We start from the raw sequence: 17,262 nt of genomic DNA on the forward strand, positions 1-17,262 counted from the left end.
TCTTCGGACAAAAGAGCTAATTCAATCGAGGCGTTCAGGCACGGATCGCTTTGATAAGCCGGGTCAAGGCTGGCTAAGATGCGTATATCGGCAGGAGTTTGATCGAAGCCCTCGCATCGGGCTTGAACTTCAGCCCACACGATTGATTTCCCGGACCACCCGATGACCGCTGCGCGCACCACCAGCAAGAGCAAAATTCCCGTGTCCGATCTGCCGCCCAAACCGGCCAAGCGGCGCAATGCGGTGACGGCAAGCTCCCTGCGCGAGCTCAGGCTCAAGAAGCCGCGACCCGGCGAAGAAGGTAATTCCCTGGTCAGGCAGGCGGTTGATGCGCTGCGTCGGCGCATCCTGGCAACGACGGAGGACAACCGCTTCCTGGGTTCCGAAGACCAGCTGCTGACGGCGCTCGGTGTCAGCCGCCCGACTTTTCGGCAGGCGGCGCGACTGCTGGAGCACGAGCAGCTGCTGAAGATCAAGCGCGGCATCGGCGGCGGCTTCTTCGCGCAGCCGCCGAGTGCCGAGGCCGTCAGCCGGCTCGCATCGATCTTCCTGAACTCGCAGGGCACCACCCTGCGCCAGCTGCATGACGCGACCGCGCCGATGTTGATGGAAGCCGCGCGCATGCTCGCCAAGAATCCGGACGCGAAAGCGCGGCGCGCACTACAGGAATTCCTGCACAGCCATGCCGGGTTCGACGAGAAAGCGTCGGGCGAGGCGCGGCTCAAGGTTCGCGTTCTGCTCGAGTTCGAACAACTGGTCGGCAAGCTGTCAGGCAATCCTGCGGTGGAGCTGATGATCAACGTGATGCGCGACCTGGTCCGCGATCCGCGTTACAGCACTTTCCAGATCGACGATGCCCGCATCGCGGTCTATGCCAGCTTCGCGCGCCGCCTCACGCAGGCGGTCATCGACGGCGACGGTGAACTCGCAATGCTGATCGTCAAGCGCCACACCAAGGAAGTCCGCACCTGGATTCCCGACGGCGCGGCGCCCAGCGACTAACTTTGCTTGGGCCTGTTAACGGCCTGACGGCAACTTGCTGAAAGCGACTTCCTTGTCGACGCGGATGTCGCCGGGCAAGCCCAGCGCGCGCTCGGCGATCTGGTTGCGAAGGATTTCGTCGGCACCGCCCGCGATACGCAGCGCCGCACCCCAGAAATACCCGTCGTGGAATTTCTTCAGCTCGGCCGCCATCGCCGGCGACGCGGTCTCGGGATAAAGCCCGGCGGTGCCGGCGATGTCGAGCGCCAGCGACGACAGGTCCTGTAGCAGGTTGGCGTAGACCAGCTTGCCCATGCCGGCGACGGCCGACAGCATTTCGCCACGTGAAATCTGCGTCAGAAGGCGAAAGCGGAAGTACTTGAGCCCCTGCTCCTGCGCGGCCAGCCGCGCCAGCTGCATTCGGTAGACCGCCTGCAGCTCGGGCTCCAGCGTCTGCAGCAGGCCGAGCACCGAGCGCACGTCTGGCAGCGTGCCGGACTCGCCTCCGACACTGACGCGCTCGTTCATCAGCGTCGTCATCGTAACCTTCCACCCTTCGCCGACCTGCCCGATCCGACAGCAGTCGGGAATGCGGACGTCGTTGAGGAAGACCTCGTTGAATTCGGACTCGCCTGAGATCTGCCGGATCGGGCGGACTTCCACACCGGGCGTGCGCATGTCCAGCAGGAAATAGCTAAGACCCTTGTGCTTCGGCACACTGGCGTCGCTGCGCGCGACCAGCAGCCCCCAATGCGCCACGTGTGCCCAGGAATTCCAGACTTTCTGGCCGGAGATGATCCAGTCGTCGCCGTCTCGCGTGGCCCTCGCTCGCAGCCCCGCCAGATCCGATCCGGCGGCGGGTTCTGAGAACAGCTGACACCACAGTAACTCGCCCAGCAGCGTCGGTTTGACGAAACGCTCGATCTGTTCCGGCGTGCCGTGCGCGAGAATCGTCGGCACTGCGAGACCGACACCGATGCTCGTCAGCGGCCCTACCGGCAAGGGATAGCGAGCTTCCTCCTCGGCAAAGATCACTTCCATCATCGGGCTGGCATCGCGGCCACCTAGTGTCTGCGGAAGGCAGATCGCCGCGAAGCCGGCTGCAGCCTTCTTTCGCTGCCAGTCCTGGCCGCGCGCGGCGTATTCGATACCCGAGCGGTCAGCCGGCAGATCCTTGCAGAATTCCGGCGCCGTGGCCTGGAGCCAGCTGCGGACCTCTACGCGAAACCGGGCTTCTTCCGGCGTATCTTGAACGTTCATGTCAGATCCCGCGGGAGTAGCCGGCCAGCAGTTTCTGGCTCCATTGCGCTGCGTTGCCCAGGCTCACGGCCAGCAGGCGCGACCGGCGATAGTAGAACTGGCAATCAGCCTCCCAGGTGTAGCCGATACCGCCATGCAGATGCAGGTTTTCCTCGGCGGCAAACTCGAAGGCCTCGATGGCGGACAGCCGTGCGGCCGCAGCCGCTACGGGTCGCTCGGCAGGGCCAGCCTCCAGCGACCAGGCTCCGTAATACGCATTGGAACGGGCCAGCTCGATCTTCACCAGCATGTCGGCGAGCTTGTGTTTGACTGCCTGGTTGCCTGCGATCGGCCGGCCAAACGCGTAGCGCTGCTGGCCGTAGGCCGCGATCATGTCGAGTGCGCCCTGGGCGCCGCCAATCTGCTCGAAGGCAGCGAAGATAGCGGCCTGCTCGTGGACCCGCGCCAGCAGCTGGCGGGCTTCGTCGCCGCGCGCGAGCACGTCCGCGTCGACCTGGTCCAGCACGAGGTGAGCTTGCGGTCTGAGTGCATCGAGTCCCTGTAGCGCAGTACGCATCACGCCGTTCGCGAGCGCGTCGACCAATAGCAGCAACGGCTCCTTGTCCGCATCCAGCGCCGTCACGATCAAGGCATCCGCGCCGGGCAGGTCCGCGACGAGCGTCTTGCTGCCGCTGACCTTGCCTCCGGCGAACCGAGTCGCGATGTCGAAATTCCAGTCGCTGCGCTCGGCCGAGGCCAGCGTCACCACGGCCTGCCCGCCGACGATGCGCCTCAGCAGCCGGGCCGCTGCCGCGCCGGTGCAGCCCTTGAGAATCTCGGCAGCAATGCAAACCGTCGAAAAGAAAGGAACCGGTGCCAGGCAGCGACCGAGTTCCTCGTTCAGCACGCAGAGTTCAAGCGGGCCGAAACCCAGGCCGCCCTGCTCTTCCGCTACCGCCACGCCCAGCCAGCCCATCTCGCCGAGCCGGGCCCAGAGACCGCGGTCGAAAGCGCTGCCTGTTTCGAGATGGCGGCGAATCGATGCAAAGCTCGAGACATCGCCCAGAAAACGGTGCGCCTCGTCGCGAAGCATCTTCTGCTCGTCGGAAAAATCGAAATCCATGGGGTCCTTGACGCGGTGCCGGCGGGGTTCAGTGCCGTTTCGTCTGCGTCGCGCCCATATAATGAGGTATCTCTTTAATAGAGGTCAATGAATTGTTTATTTTGGACGCCGTAGCGAGGGCGTCGAAGAAACTCACAGCCTCTCAGACCCGGATCACCCAGCCACCGTCGACGTTGAGCACCTGCCCGGTGATCCAGTCGCCGGCCGGTGAGCAGAGCAGCAGCATCGCGCCGACCAGTTCGTCGGGCTGGCCGCGGAATCGCAGCGGGACGCTGGCCTCGATCGCCTTGACGAAGGGCGAATCGGTCGGCGTCAGCGCCTTGCCGGCGTCACTCATCGTCGCGCCGGGTGCGATCGCATTGACATTGATCTTGTCCTTGCCCAGTTCCCGCGCCAGTGTCGTCGTCAGGCCCCACAGCGCCAGCTTGCTGATGCCATAGAGCGTCGCCGGCGGGAACGCGCCGGCGGAGACCTGGTTGACGATCTTGCCGCCGCCGCGCTCGCGCATCAGCGGTACCAGGGCCTGGCAGCACAGGAAGGCACCCGTGAGGTTGACGCGCATCACCTTGTCCCAGATTTCAGAGGTCACGCCCAGCGTCGAACCATGCGGCACTTCGACCATCAGAGCGGCGTTGTTGATCAGGATGTCGACCCCGCCGAAGACGGCCTTGGACGCCGCTGCCATTCTGGCGACGGACGCCGCGTCGGAGATGTCGACCTGAACCGCGTGAGCCTTGCCGCCGGCCTCGACGATCTCGCGGGCGACGAGTTCGGCCCCTTCCAGATTGAGGTCGGCCACGATCACCGAAGCGCCGGCGGCGGCGAGGCCGCAGGCATAGGCGCGGCCGATGCTGTTGCCGCGACCGCCGGCACCGGTGATGACGGCGACCTTGCCGTCGATGCGATAGCTCTCGGTTGAAAATGTCATGTCTTGCTCTCCTCGATGGTGAAATCAGTTCGGCAACGCGCGTATCAGTGTCGCAGTGCGGCCGCCCGATTCAGCTCTTCAGGCGATCTGAACAGTCTTGTAGCGGACGAATTCCTCGATGCCCGGCTTGCCGCCCTCGCGGCCGAAGCCTGACAGGCCGTTGCCGCCGAATGGCGTATTGGCCTTGATCGGCGCGCCGCCATTGACGTAGATGGCGCCTGCATTGAGACGCTCGGCCACTCGATGGACGCGCTTGAGATCATGTGACTGGATATAGGCCGCGAGCCCGTACTCGGTGCTGTTTGCCATCGCCACCGCCTCGTCCTCGGTGCTGAACTTCATCACGGTCAGCACTGGGCCAAACACCTCGACCCGGGCAATCTCGCTGTCGTCCTTCACGTCGACGATGATGGTCGGCTCGATGTAGTGGCCGCCGGCGAGTTCGCCGGTCATGCGGTTGCCGCCGGTGACGATGCGCCCGGACTTCTCTATCTTGACGCGGTCGATCATGCCCATGACGCGGTCGCAGGCCGCGCCATTGATCAACGGCCCAACAATGGTCTTCGGGTCGAATGGATCGCCGGTCTTGATCATCTTCGCGACACCGACGAGTTTTTCGATCGCCTGCTCGTAGATGCTCTCGTGGATCAGCATGCGCGTCGGCAGCGCGCAGCCCTGCCCGCTCAGGATGCCAATGCTGCCCATGACCGCACGCATGCAGACGAAATCCAGGTCGGCGTCGGGGAATACCAGGTTCGCCGACTTGCCGCCAAGCTCCAGCACCGCCGGCTTCAGTTGCTCGGCGCAGGCCGCCAGAATCTTTCGCGCCGCGATCGGGCCGCCGGTGAACGTGATCTTCGGAATCTTGGGATGACGCACCAGCGCCTCTCCGGCCTCGACCGCGCCGGGCAGCACGCCGCACACGCCTGGCGGAATGCCGGCTTCGAGCACCAACTTGCCGAACAGATCCGCGGCAAAGGGCGTCATTTCCGATGGCTTGACCACGACGCAGTTGCCGGCGGCCAGAGCCGGCGCCACCTTCATGCCCAGCGAGATCAGCGGGCCGTTCCAAGTCACGATGATGCCGATGACGCCGATTGGCTCGGCGGTGTTGTAGGAGAACTCGCCGCGTGTGCCGAAAGTCGAGGCGACGTGGCCGTCGAGCTTGTCGGCCCAGCCCGCGTAGTAGGAGATCCATTCGACCGCGATGCGCACGCCGGTCAAGCCGATTGTCACAGGCGTACCGCCGTCCAGCGCGGCCAGGCGCGCGAACTCGTCGGCATTGGACTGCACCAGCTGCGACAGCCGGATCAGCGCATCGCGACGCGCCTCCGGGGTCCATTTGCGCCAGATCTCGAACGCGTCGACCGCGGCTTCCACGGCCTGGTCCATTTCGAGTTTGCCCGCCAGCGGGATGCTCGCTTGCACCTTGCCGGTCACCGGGTTCACGTGCTGGTAAACACCTCCCGATGCGGTCTCCAATATCCGCTCCCCAATACGCAGCTTCACTACAGGCACCGCATCGCGATTCGACATCTGGCTCCTCCGGGTGGTTATGGGCGCTCGTCGAAGCGGCGATCGCCCGCTTCAAGAGTTACCTCTAGTGATATATTAGTAGCACTAGTTTCATACCGGCACAACGACGTTCTGCCGAAAAAGCATGGCATTGGCTGCACAAATCGCTGGTCAGGTCAAATAACCGGCTAAAGCGCCGAGCCAAAAAAACAATACATAAGATTTTTGCAGGCTTTTTACCGTAATTTATTGCTTTCTAGAAACTGGTAGCATGAATCCAGAGCATCAGCCGCCATCGAGGAGAACCACATGAGCGACACCACCGCTGCACCGATTCCTGCGCACGTGAAGCAGGAGCAGGTTTTCGACTTCGACATCTTTTTCGATCCGCGGCTCCGCGAGAATGCCCATGCCGGGTACGAGTCGCTGCATCGTGATGCTCCCGACGTGTTCTACACGCCGCGCAATGGTGGTCACTGGGTGGTCACGCGCCAGGCCGACGTGCGCGCGGTGATGCAGGCCAGCGACATCTTTTCCAGCGCGATTGCCACCGTGCCAGTGCCGCCACCGGAGATGAGGCTGCCGCTGCCGCCGCAGGACATGGATGGCGATGAGCATCGCCGGCATCGCGGTGTGCTGGTGCCCGTATTCTCGCGCGACTCGGTCATGCGGCTGGAGGCATCGGCACGCGAGCTCGCCGTCGACTTGATCAGCACACTGCAGCCACAGCGCGGCTGCGATTTCATCGGCGGCTTTGCGGTGCCGATGCCGGTAAAGCTGTTCATGGGCATGATGGGGATGGAGCTTGAACGCTACAAGGAATTTGTCGGCTGGGTGCATTCGATCCTGTCCCCGACCGATCGCGACCTCCGCATGCAGGCCTTCATGTCGCTGAGCCAGTATCTGGTCGGCCTGATCAAGGAGCGCCTGGCAGCGCCCGGCGACGATGTAATCAGCCGGCTGGTGAAATCCGAAATCGACGGCAAACCACTGGCGTTCGAGCGCGTGCTGGCGATGTGCAACCTGCTGTTCCTGGCGGGCCTCGACACGGTGACCAATGCGATGGGCTTCATTTGTCGGCATCTGGCCGAGAACCCGGACGTGCAGGACGAGCTGCGCCGAAATCCGGCAAAAATTCCCGAAGCCATCGAGGAATTCATGCGCCGCTACACCTTCGTCAGCACCGGCCGCGTGGTCACGCGAGACACCGAATTCGCCGGCATGCAGATGCGTGCAGGCGATATGGTGATGAGCAGCCTTACTGCGGCGAGCCTCGACGATCGCGTCACGCCGGACCCGCTCACGGTCGATATCGGCCGCCCGCGGCCGCAACACCTGGGCTTCAATACCGGGCCGCACAATTGCGCCGGCGCACCACTGGCGCGAATGGAAATGCGCGTTTTCCTGGAAGAGTGGCTGGCCCGGGTGCCGCCGTTCCGCCTGCAGGACGGCGTGACGCCGCGATATCGCCTGGGCGTCGTGTTCGGGCTGGAGTCGCTACATCTGGCCTGGTAGGCGAGCGAAGCAAGTGAGCCTGAAACGCATTCGATCGGCGCACGTCGCGTCCGGAACCGGGACCGCGCCCGTGCCGAGGTTGCGGTCCACCCTCGGCAGCGGGGGCAATGAAGCGGTGTCGGTACCGGTTGCGTCCTGGGCCAGCCGGCTCGGTGACGATTCGCGACTCGAAGGCAAGCTTGCGCCACAGCTGGCAAGGCGCATCGAGGAGGAAATCCTGCGTCTGGGCTGGCCGGTCGGGCGCGCCCTTGGGCGCGAAGAGGATCTAGCGACCCGGTTCGGCGTAAGCCGCTCGGTATTGCGTGAAGCCCTGGCGATCACCGAGCGCGACGGCATGACACGGCGCCAGCGCGGCCCCGGCGGCGGCCTGCTGATCGCGGCGCCGGCGGAGGACGTCGTCTCCAGCATGCTTGGTAACTACCTGAGCCTGGCACCCGTAGACGGGCTGCATCTGCTGCAGGCGTTCGGCCTTCTGGACGGCCTGATGTTCCAGCTCGCCGCACGCCGGTGCCGACGCGAAGACGTGTCACGAATGCGCGAACTGGGCAACCGGGAGCTTGCCGACGATGTCGACCCGGTCTGGACGCGCGCGGTTCAATTGCACGCCGGCCTGCTCACAATGACGCGCAATCCGGCACTGCAGATTTTCGGCTCCGCGCTTGCCTACCTCGGCCTCTCGCGGTTCCAGGCCAGCCTGCGCGGTAGCGGCGACGCGGATTCGCTGGCATTTGCGCGCCGCATTGTTTCGCTTCGTCGCGGACAGCTCGAGAGCGTGATTGGCGGCGACGCCGCCGCTGCGATAGCGGCCAACGCGCAGCTGGGCTCGCAATGGCTGGAACGGTATCTCGCCACGTCCCGCGCAACCGCCGATACCCATTCGCTGAGCGCCGACGACGCGTTGCGGATCGCGGCTCGGATCGCCGCCGTCTTTCATCCCGAACAGCCGGTCAAGCGGGCGGATACGCTGGCCCTGCAACTTCAGCAGGCGATCCTTGGCGGCGGGCATCGCGACGGTGACCGCCTGGACAGCGAGGCGGTGTTGTTGCAGCGCTACGGAGTGAGTCGCGGCGTACTGCGCGAGGCCGTCCGCTATCTGGAACGCAACGGCGTGCTGCGCACCGAGGAAGGCCGCAACGGCGGCGTCTGCGTGGCCGCAGCGGATTCGACCGCTGCCGCCCGCAGCGCCGTGCTGCTGCTGAGATTCCTCGACATGCGGGTCGACGGCCTGCTGGAGTTTTCTCAGGATCTCGAACTCGCCGCAGCGACCGCTGCGGTTCAGCGTTCGCGCCAGCACGGAGCCGATGTGCTGATTCCTTTTATCACCGCGATCGACGCCCAGCCCGACACGGCCGACGTCCAGGGTCATATGCAGCGGCTTTACGAAGGGCTGGCCGCTGCCAGTGGCAATCCCATCTTCATTGTGTTCGTTCAGATCCTCGGCGGACTGCTGCGCGTCGACAGCCGCTCGACCACGGCTGCGCTGGTAGCGGAATACACCAACCGATACCGCGACTACCTGTCGCAGATGCGTTTGGTCGCTCGCGCCATGCAGGACGGCGACGACAGCCTGGCCCGCCGCGAGCTATTGCTGGCACGGCGCATCGGCGGACTGCTGCGCCCCCACGCGCGACCTCCGTCGGACCTTCTGGAACAACTGCTCTGATACGTCGGAACGGGCCAAAAAAACGGAGCCTCGCGGCCCCGCTTCCTGCAATGCAGTCAGCCACGTTCAATCAGAAGCGATAGCTCACGTCCATGCCGACCTCGCGACCCACCTCGGGGTAGCGCACCACGATGCCGACCGGCGCACCGAAGCCGAGCTGGGCCGCGTAGCGATGCTCGTCGCTCAGGTTCTTGCCCCACAGCGAAACACCGAGGCCGTTGTCGAAGTCCAGCGAACTGCGAGCGCCGAGCACGCCCACGGCTTTTTGGGTTAGCGCGTCCTCGACGGCCGCCTGATCCTCAGCGGCGAACGAACGGATGTTCGCAGACGAGCTGATCACCTTGTCCTGCCACGACCAGTCGAGGCTGTTGCGCCATTTGAATCCGTTGAATTCAGCCGTATGCGTGCCCGCGAGCATGTACGTCATCTTGGGGACCAGGTCGAACGGCTCGTGCGAGCGGTCGACACCCTGCGCGTCGACATAGCGCTTGTACTTGGGCCGCGTGATGCCGAGGGACGCCGTCAGTTCCAGGCTATCAATCGGCAAGGCCGTGAGCTCCAGCTCGCCGCCCTTGACCTCGGCCTTGGCCGCATTGACCACCATGGTCGCGTTGGTGCCGTCGGCCGCGGTCACGATCACCGACCGCTGGATATTGTCGTAGTTGGAGTAGAACACCGCCGCATTCGCCCGTAACCTGCGCCCCAGCAGATCGGACTTCAGGCCCAACTCGTACTGAGTGACCTCTTCGGGGTCGAAGGGCTGGAACGACGCCACCGAGTTCGCACGCAGATTCTCGCCGCCTGCACGGTAACCGGTGGTCAGCGAACCATAGGCCAGAACTCCCTCGGTGATCTTGTAATCGGTGCCGATCAGGTAGTTGGTCTTGTTGAAGGTGTCGCTGAACTTGCCAGAGCACTCCTCGCCTGCGGCGACGCCCGGAACCACGCAGACACCGTTGGCAACGTTGTGCGACTCGAGCTTCTTCTTGTCCGAGGAGTAACGCAGACCGGCCGTCGCGGTCAGCTGCTCGGTCACAGAATAGCTGCCCTGGGCATAGGCGCCGGCGCTGTCGCCATCGACATTGCCGTCGAACACGGTGACCGCCGCACCGCCGAATGCGGTGCTGATCGAATGCTCGTAGGAGCCTTCACTGAAGTAATAGCCGCCCGCTGCCCATTTGAGATGTTCGAACGCGGTGCCGGTGAACTGCAGTTCTACGCTCGACTGACGTCCATAGCCGTCCAGTGTCGTATCGAGAATCGGATACGGCGTGCTGTCGAAGTCGATCGCGTTGAAGATATTCCCGTTCTCGCGATAGCCGGCGATCAGCTTGATGGTGGCCCATTCCTGTTCGAGTGTTGTCGTCAGGCCAAGGCTCTTGACTTGCAGAGTCGACGTCGGCCGGAAGCCGGCGTTATTGTTCGACGTGTAGGGACGGCCGATGTAGTTGTCGATCGTGTCGGTACCGCCGGACGCGCCGAGCACAAAACCACGAGCCACTCCGTCCACCGGGTCGGGCCGACCGTCGCCGTTGAAATCGTCCGGCACGCCGTCGCCGTTGAAGTCGGCAAAACGCAAGGGGCTGGCGAAAGCCAAATCCGAGCCGACGTTGATCTGATCGAGATCGATGTACTCGCCGGAAGCCAGGAAGCTCAGTTCGTCAGTGGCCTTGAACAGCAGTTTGGCGCGGAGCAGCGTGTGGTGCTCGCTACCAGTGCCGCGCTGGTTGGTCGCGTCAAAGGCGTAGCCGTCATTGGTGACGCGCTGGCCCGCCACGCGCAAGGCCAACTTGTCGTTGATCAGCGGGATGTTGACCACCGCTTCGGACTTCACGCCATCGAAACTGGACACGCCGGTGGCCAGCGAGCCGGAGTAGCTGTTCAACACCGGATCGTTACTGGTCAGCAGAATCGCACCGCCGGTGGTGTTGCGGCCAAACAAGGTTCCCTGGGGGCCGCGCAGTACCTGCACGCTCTGCACGTCGACGAACGACACGTTCGAGCCGAACGGTCGCGCGATGTATATACCGTCCTGGTAGAAGCCGACCGATGGGTCGAGCGTCGCCACGGTGTCGTTCTGCACCTGCCCGCGAATCTGGATTGCGATCGCCTGGCCCTGCCCCGGAGCCGTGCGAATATAGATGTTCGGCGTGTGGGTCTGAATATCCTGCACGTCGAAGATGGACGCCTCGGCCAGCGCGTCGCCGCCAAGCGCGGTGATCGCAACCGGGACATCCTGGATGTTTTCCCTGGTCTTGCGCGCGGTGACGACGACCTCGTCGATGACGCCGGCCCCCGAGGCGGCCGTCTGGCCCGGCGCCGCATCGGGGGCCGGTGCCGTGTCCGTCTTGGGCGCCGCGATCTGCGCGAAGGCGCTTCCCGTGAACGAAAGACAGGCAATTGCCACCGCCCAGTTGTTGAGACGCAGACTCCGTCCAGATTTGCTCATCATCATCTCCTCCTCGCGACCACACCGAATGGCTTGGTTCTTATTTATGGCTGCATAGGCGGCCGTCTTGGGCTCGCTCCGTCGGGCACAAGGTACTCCATCATTAGAGATATCTCAATATAATTTCCGTCGATTCTGAGCCGACCTTCCTTCCGTTATGGATACCGATGCGGATGTCAGGTTTTTTCTGCACGAACGCCCAAACCCGCAACATCAGATGCTTTCCGGCAGGCTCGCAGCTGCCGGTTGCACGCCGACTGAAAACGATGAGTGCTCTATTGAGGAACTTGTTTGACCGGATTGAAGGTGATACAAGCTCTCAGGCAACCGGGGCTCGAAGATCCCGGCATCCCGCCGGGACCGCTACGGCCGCGACGGATACTGTATCGCCCCAGGAGTCTTCCTCCCGATCCGACGGCATAGAAGAGGTCACGGTCACGGTCACGGCGCAGAAGCGTGAGGAGCGCCTGCAGGACGTTCCGATTTCGATTTCGGCCTTCACCGGTGACCAGCTAGAGGCGGCGGGCATCACGGTCGGGGCGGAGCGTTTCAAGTGGATCGCCGGCCTCTATTTCCTCGACAGCACCGTGGGCTACGACCCGGTGCATTTCTACGTCGCCGGGCTGCAGGATGGCCTCGCGGGCCTGGGCAGCGGCACGGTTCCACTGCCGTTGCCCGCCGCGCTGGTGCCGGCCGTGGACCAGTTCACCAATTTGATCAGCCTGCTCGATCCTGTCGGCAATCTCGTCGACGCCAAGGCAACCGTCAGCATGAAGCCGATGGACGACCTGCTGTTCTACGTCTCGGCGCAGCGCGCGTTCAAGAGCGGCAGCTTCAACATTGTCAACCTGACGTCGGCTCCGACCCAGATCAAGCCGGAAACCGTGACCGGCTACGAGGCCGGTGGCAAGACGCAATGCTTCGATCATCACGTGCAGATCAACGGCGCGGTGTTCCACACGCAGATCGTGTCGCTGCTCAGTGGCGGCATCGTCCAGTTCCAGAACGCCGACAGAGCCACGGTGCAGGGCGTCGAGGCCGACCTGCAGTGGGCGGTTGCGACCAGCCTGCGCATCAACCTGGCGGCACTTGGGAAACTCCTTCGCACCGGTCATGATCATGCCGACGCTGACCCACGGCGCTGCACGTATCCGAAATGACCGTGTCACAAAAAATACCAGGTGCCGCTTTCACGGTTGTCAGCACGGCTCGCGGCTCGAGTCAGCGCAAGGGTGGTGGGCGCGCGCAGAAAGCGGAAGCCACCCGCACCGCGCTGCTGCAAGCGGCTCGCGAGCTGTTGACGACGCGCGGCTACCACGAGGTCGGTGTGCGCGACTTCGCCGCCGCCGCTGGCGTGACGCGCGGCGCGTTCTACCACCATTTCCCCGGCAAGCAGGCGATGTTTCTCGCCGTCTTCGACGCCGTGGAAAGCGAGCTGACCAGTACGGCTGCGGATAAACGCGACCCGTCGCTCGATCTGTGGACCGCTTTTCGCGCCGGAATCAAACACTATCTCGTCGCCGTAACGCGGCCCGACGTTCAACGCATCACGCTGATTGACGGTCCCGCCGTTCTGGGCTGGGAGCGCTGGAGGGAGATCGAGCAGCGATACAGCCTGGGGTCGATTACCTCGGCGCTCGCTGCTGCCATGTCATCCGGCCGGATCAGGAAACGGCCAGTGGAACCGCTGGCGCATCTGATCTTCGGGAGCGTCATGGAAGCCGCTTTGCTGGTCGCCCACTCGAAGAATCCCAAGCGACGCGCCGCCGAAGTCGGAGAGGCTCTCGATGATCTGCTCGGAGGTCTAAGCTGAGCGTCTTGATTCGTGACATGTCATTGTCATGTAAATTCCGCCGGTATAGAGTCAAGGCTCCGGTGACAGGAGCTGACGATGCAAATCTTCCGTGGCGTCGTGGCAATCGCATGGCTGCTGGTCGTAGGGATCACGATCCATGCAGTGCTCACCCTTGGCGTCGACCAGGCCGGCGCCACGTTCATCGGTGACTTCGGCCATCCCTGGCGCGCGCAGTTCAATGGCGATTTCTCAGCCCACCTGCTGTTGATGGCAGCCTGGATCGTTTACCGCGAAAAGAGCGCCATGGTCGGCTTGCCGTGCGGACTTCTGGCGATCCTCGGTGGCGGCGCGTTCTCACTCGCTTACATCTTTATCGCGAGCTTCAGGGGAACTGGCAGCGCTGAGAGTTTACTGCTTGGATACCGCGCAGCGCGCTAAAACGACACAGATCCCGACAGGTGCGCGGCTTTCTAACGAACTTCGCGGTTCAATATTGCCCGGCATGGCGCCATGCGCCAGGCCGGGCTGTACAAAATCTGTGCGACTACCAGCCAGCGAGGTCCGCAGCGCGAGCACGATGCTCTTGCGGCGCACCGAGCCAGGCGTAGTCGAGCATCGCGCGCTTGAGCCAGATGTGTAGTTCGTATTCCCAGGTGTAGCCGATGCCGCCGTGAGCCTCGACGGCGTCGCGTGCCAACTGCAAGGCGCGATCGGTAAGGTGCGCCTTGGCCAGCGCCGCCGAATGCGCCGCGCGATCCTGCACATCATCGAAAGCATAGGCAGCGAACCAGTACAGACCGCGCGCCGGCTCGATCTCCACCGCCATGTTGGCGAGCTGATGCTTGAGCGCCTGGAAGCGGCCGATGACCTGGCCGAACTGCTGGCGCGTCTTGGCGTATTCCACTGCGAGGTCGAGGCAGCGCTTTGCTCCGCCGTAGGCGTCGGCTGCGAGCAGCACCAGCGCAGCGTCGCGCAGACGCGCGGACTGAACTGCCCCTTCGGGCAGACGTTCGGCTGGTGTACCTTCCAGTGTCAGCGTGAACAGCCGACGCGTGCGATCGATGCCGCCTTCATCGGCGACGACGAGCCCGGCAGCGTTTCTCTCGATCACGGCAAGCTCGCCGCCGGCGAGGCCGACCACGATCAGGTCTGCGACGTCCGCGGCGAATACGTGCCGCTTGCTGCCGAGCAGTCGATCGGCGGACGCCAGTGACCACTGTTCGGGCTGCCATCCGCCGGCATCGGCGAATGCGATCGTCGCGAGCACCGAGCCCTCGGCCAGCGCGGGCAGCCAGCGCGATTTCTGTTCTTCGCTGCCAGCCCAGGCGATCGCCAGACTCGCCAGCGCGTGGCCGAGGAAAGGCACTGGCGCTGCCGCCGCGCCGACCGCCTCGGCGACGAGAGCGAGATCGATCAGCTTCAGGCCGAGTCCGCCATGGTCCTCTGGCAAGGCGATGGCCGTCACGCCGATCTGCGCGAAGCCGCGCCACAGTTCGGTGTCAAAGCCGGCCTCGGCATCGAAGCATCGATGCAGGCGCGACGACGGCAGCGCCTTGTCGAAGTAGCGTCGGACAGCACTCTGGACCTCGGTCTGGTCGTCGGAGAGCAGGAAATTCATCAGGTCTTGTCCGTAGCCGGGTCGCGCGGCAGTCCATAGCCGCGCTCGGCAATCACGTTGCGCTGGATATTGGACGTGCCCGCCGCGATCGCGACACCGAGCGCGCCCATGAACTGGTTGTTCCATTTCTCCGGACCGGCGCCCCCGGCGCCTTCGGCCTGCGGCGCGATCATCAGATCGTCGCCGATGATGTCGCGCGCAAGCCGCGCAATGTCGTGGCCGATGTTGGTCGACACCAGCTTGTTCATCAGTGTGACTGGGCCGGGATCCTGACCGCGTCCGGCCATCGACAGCTGGCGATAGCTCGAATACAAGTGGGATTCGACGCTGCCCTGCAATTGCACCAGCCGATCACGGATCAGCGGGTCGGCGATCGCGGGTTTGCCGTTGCGCGGTGTGCGCCGCGCCAGTTCCAGCAGCTTCAGGAACAGGTCGCGCGATGCCGCCGCGCCGCCGACCGAGCTGCGCTCGTGCTTCAGCGTGGCCTTGGAAACTTTCCAGCCTTCGCCGCGCGCGCCGACGATCCAGTGCGCCGGCGTGCGCGCATCGCTGAAGAACACTTCGCAGAATTCTTCGCCGCCGGTCATCTGCTTGAGCGGGCGCACCGTAATCCCCGGCTGCTTCAGATCGATCAGCAGATAGGAAATCCCGGCGTGCTTGGTCGGCGCGTCCGGTTCGGTGCGCACCAGCGCGAACATGTAGTGCGCATACTGCGCGAACGTGCTCCAGATCTTCTGGCCGTTGATGATCCACTCCGGCCCGTTCGCGCCGTCGATCAGCTCACCTCGGGTTCGCAGCGAGGCAAGGTCAGAACCGGAATTCGGCTCGCTGTAGCCCTGTCCCCAAAAAATCTCACCGCTGACGGTACGCGCGACGAACTGTTCCTTCTGCCATTCGGCGCCGCACTCGAGAAGCGTCGGCACCAGCATCATCATGCCCAGGCCGGCGACTTCCATCGGCGCGCGCACGCGGTTGAATTCTTCGCGGATGATGCCGGCGCGCAGCAGGTCGGGCGCCTGCTCGGAGCCACCGTAACGCTTGGGAATGCTGCGATTCAGATAACCGGCTTCGGTGGCACGCCTGCGGAACCGCGACTCCTGTTCCCGCTTTTTCAGCGCGGCCTCATCGCCCTTCGGCGGCCAGTGCTCGGCCAGGAACGCGCGCACTTCGCCACGAAAAGTCTCGTACTCGGTGCTGTAGCTGAGGTCCATGCCGGTTCCCTATTTGATCTGGTTGAACGGCAGGTCCTTGTCCAGGCGCAGATCGCCCGGCAGGCCCAGCACGCGTTCGGCGATGATGTTGCGCAGGATCTCGTCGGTTCCGCCGGCAATGCGCAGGCCGGGCGCCCACCAGTAGAAATACCGGAAAGGCTTGATGCGCAGGTCGTCAGTCTCGGCGATGCCCGCCTGCTCCAGGCGGTCGAGCGCGAACGCGCCGATATCCTGCCGCGTCTTCGCCATCACCAGCTTGCCGATCGCGGCTTCCGGGCCCGGTGCCTGGCCCTTCGACAACGCGGTCTGCGCGCGCATGCGCAGCAACTCCAGGCCCATGTCGTTGACGTAGAAGCGCGCGATCGCATCGCGCACCGAAGGATCATCGACCTGCGTGCCACCGGACTCGCCGGGCAGCGCCTGCATCAGCGCGATCAGCTCATCCACTCCGGGAGCATCGGCGGGTTTGGTGATCGCCATGCGTTCATGCGACAGCGTAGTCAGCGACACTTTCCAGCCTTCGCCGACATTGCCGAGACGCTGCGAATCGGGGATGCGCACGTCGGTCAGGAACACTTCGTTGAACTCGGCCTCGCCGGGCAAAGTGCGAATCGGGCGGATGTCGACACCAGGCGTCTTCATGTCCAGATAGAACATGGTCAGACCCTTGTGCTTGACCACGCCGGGGTCGGTGCGCACCAGCAAGATGCCGTAGTCGGAGCGATGCGCGTACGAGGTCCACACCTTCTGCCCGTTGATCACCCAGTCGCTGCCATCGCGCTGCGCGCGCGTGCGAATGCCGGCCAGGTCGGAGCCCGCGGCTGGCTCTGAGAACAGCTGGCACCAGATCTGCTCGCCGTCGACAGCGCGTCTCACCATCGGCAGCGCGCGCTCCGGAGTCAGGTAGGTGTAGATCGTCGGTACGCACATGCCCATCGTCACTGCGAACGGCACGTTAGACACACGGTACCGCGCCTCTTCCTGCTGGAAGATCACGGACTGCAGCGGCGTGCCGCCCTGCCCGCCCACGTCCTTGCGCCAGGTGATGCCGACGTAGCCGGCCGCCGCTTTTGCCGCCTGCCAGCGGCGTGCAAGCGCGACGAGTTCGTCCTCGCTGGCATCGCGATCCCTGGGCAACTCGTGACCTGGCGCGTGCTCGGCCAGCCAGGCCCGCACCTGAGCGCGATAGCTCGCTTCGTCCGGTGAATCCTTGAAATCCATGCTC

General features: G+C 64.1%; 14 protein-coding genes. 6 read left to right on the forward strand and 8 right to left on the reverse strand.

Going from position 1 to position 17,262, the window contains the following annotated elements:
* Positions 1 to 162 precede the first annotated feature (162 nt).
* The gene (locus JWQ90_RS11940; protein ID WP_299693983.1) at positions 163 to 1,002 is read left to right on the forward strand and encodes an FCD domain-containing protein; all 840 of its coding nucleotides are present in this window, start codon (positions 163 to 165) and stop codon (positions 1,000 to 1,002) included.
* 15 nt (positions 1,003 to 1,017) lie between these two features.
* Here the strand turns inward: JWQ90_RS11940 and JWQ90_RS11945 are convergent, their stop codons facing one another.
* From JWQ90_RS11945 to JWQ90_RS11960, 4 genes are all read right to left on the reverse strand, one after another.
* Positions 1,018 to 2,241 (reverse strand): acyl-CoA dehydrogenase family protein, encoded by a 1,224-nt coding sequence (locus tag JWQ90_RS11945; protein ID WP_299693986.1) that lies wholly within the window; start codon positions 2,239 to 2,241, stop codon positions 1,018 to 1,020.
* Position 2,242: 1 nt separating this feature from the next.
* Complete coding sequence (locus tag JWQ90_RS11950) at positions 2,243 to 3,343, reverse strand: acyl-CoA dehydrogenase family protein (protein WP_299693988.1); 1,101 nt, start codon at positions 3,341 to 3,343, stop codon at positions 2,243 to 2,245.
* A gap of 142 nt (positions 3,344 to 3,485) precedes the next feature.
* Positions 3,486 to 4,271 (reverse strand): SDR family oxidoreductase, encoded by a 786-nt coding sequence (locus JWQ90_RS11955; protein ID WP_299693991.1) that lies wholly within the window; start codon positions 4,269 to 4,271, stop codon positions 3,486 to 3,488.
* Between the two features lie 78 nt (positions 4,272 to 4,349).
* On the reverse strand, positions 4,350 to 5,807 hold the full coding sequence (locus JWQ90_RS11960) for an aldehyde dehydrogenase family protein (RefSeq protein ID WP_299693994.1): 1,458 nt from the start codon (positions 5,805 to 5,807) through the stop codon (positions 4,350 to 4,352).
* Positions 5,808 to 6,095: 288 nt separating this feature from the next.
* Here JWQ90_RS11960 and JWQ90_RS11965 point away from each other — a divergent pair, with 288 nt between their 5' ends.
* Positions 6,096 to 7,301, forward strand: a complete 1,206-nt coding sequence (locus JWQ90_RS11965; RefSeq protein WP_299693997.1) for a cytochrome P450 — start codon at positions 6,096 to 6,098, stop codon at positions 7,299 to 7,301.
* 13 nt (positions 7,302 to 7,314) lie between these two features.
* Positions 7,315 to 8,964, forward strand: a complete 1,650-nt coding sequence (locus JWQ90_RS11970; RefSeq protein WP_299694000.1) for a GntR family transcriptional regulator — start codon at positions 7,315 to 7,317, stop codon at positions 8,962 to 8,964.
* A 70-nt stretch (positions 8,965 to 9,034) separates the two neighbouring features.
* Here the strand turns inward: JWQ90_RS11970 and JWQ90_RS11975 are convergent, their stop codons facing one another.
* Complete coding sequence (locus JWQ90_RS11975; RefSeq protein WP_299694003.1) at positions 9,035 to 11,413, reverse strand: TonB-dependent receptor; 2,379 nt, start codon at positions 11,411 to 11,413, stop codon at positions 9,035 to 9,037.
* A 173-nt stretch (positions 11,414 to 11,586) separates the two neighbouring features.
* Here JWQ90_RS11975 and JWQ90_RS11980 point away from each other — a divergent pair, with 173 nt between their 5' ends.
* The 3 genes from JWQ90_RS11980 (at position 11,587) to JWQ90_RS11990 (ending at position 13,646) form a co-directional block, all read left to right on the forward strand.
* Positions 11,587 to 12,573, forward strand: a complete 987-nt coding sequence (locus JWQ90_RS11980) for a TonB-dependent receptor (RefSeq protein WP_299694006.1) — start codon at positions 11,587 to 11,589, stop codon at positions 12,571 to 12,573.
* A complete protein-coding gene (locus JWQ90_RS11985; RefSeq protein ID WP_299694009.1) occupies positions 12,570 to 13,226 on the forward strand; it encodes a TetR/AcrR family transcriptional regulator in 657 nt (218 codons plus the stop codon). Before JWQ90_RS11980 ends, JWQ90_RS11985 begins: the two co-directional genes overlap by 4 nt.
* 78 nt (positions 13,227 to 13,304) lie before the next feature.
* The gene (locus JWQ90_RS11990; protein WP_299694012.1) at positions 13,305 to 13,646 is read left to right on the forward strand and encodes a hypothetical protein; all 342 of its coding nucleotides are present in this window, start codon (positions 13,305 to 13,307) and stop codon (positions 13,644 to 13,646) included.
* A gap of 106 nt (positions 13,647 to 13,752) precedes the next feature.
* Here JWQ90_RS11990 and JWQ90_RS11995 read toward each other — a convergent pair whose 3' ends face one another.
* Genes JWQ90_RS11995 through JWQ90_RS12005 form a run of 3 tightly spaced genes read right to left on the reverse strand, consistent with a single transcriptional unit; the run spans position 13,753 to position 17,258 of the window.
* Positions 13,753 to 14,826: an acyl-CoA dehydrogenase family protein gene (locus JWQ90_RS11995; RefSeq protein ID WP_299694015.1), complete on the reverse strand. Its 1,074-nt coding sequence runs from the start codon at positions 14,824 to 14,826 to the stop codon at positions 13,753 to 13,755.
* A complete protein-coding gene (locus tag JWQ90_RS12000) occupies positions 14,826 to 16,037 on the reverse strand; it encodes an acyl-CoA dehydrogenase family protein (RefSeq protein WP_299694018.1) in 1,212 nt (403 codons plus the stop codon). The genes JWQ90_RS11995 and JWQ90_RS12000 overlap by 1 nt, the downstream gene beginning before the upstream one ends.
* Positions 16,038 to 16,046: 9 nt before the next feature.
* Entirely contained in the window at positions 16,047 to 17,258 is a 1,212-nt protein-coding gene (locus JWQ90_RS12005) for an acyl-CoA dehydrogenase family protein (protein ID WP_299694021.1), read from the reverse strand.
* Positions 17,259 to 17,262: the final 4 nt, after the last annotated feature.

The organism is Hydrocarboniphaga sp., from assembly GCF_028291725.1.
In the GTDB taxonomy this organism is placed as follows: Bacteria; Pseudomonadota; Gammaproteobacteria; order Nevskiales; family Nevskiaceae; genus Hydrocarboniphaga.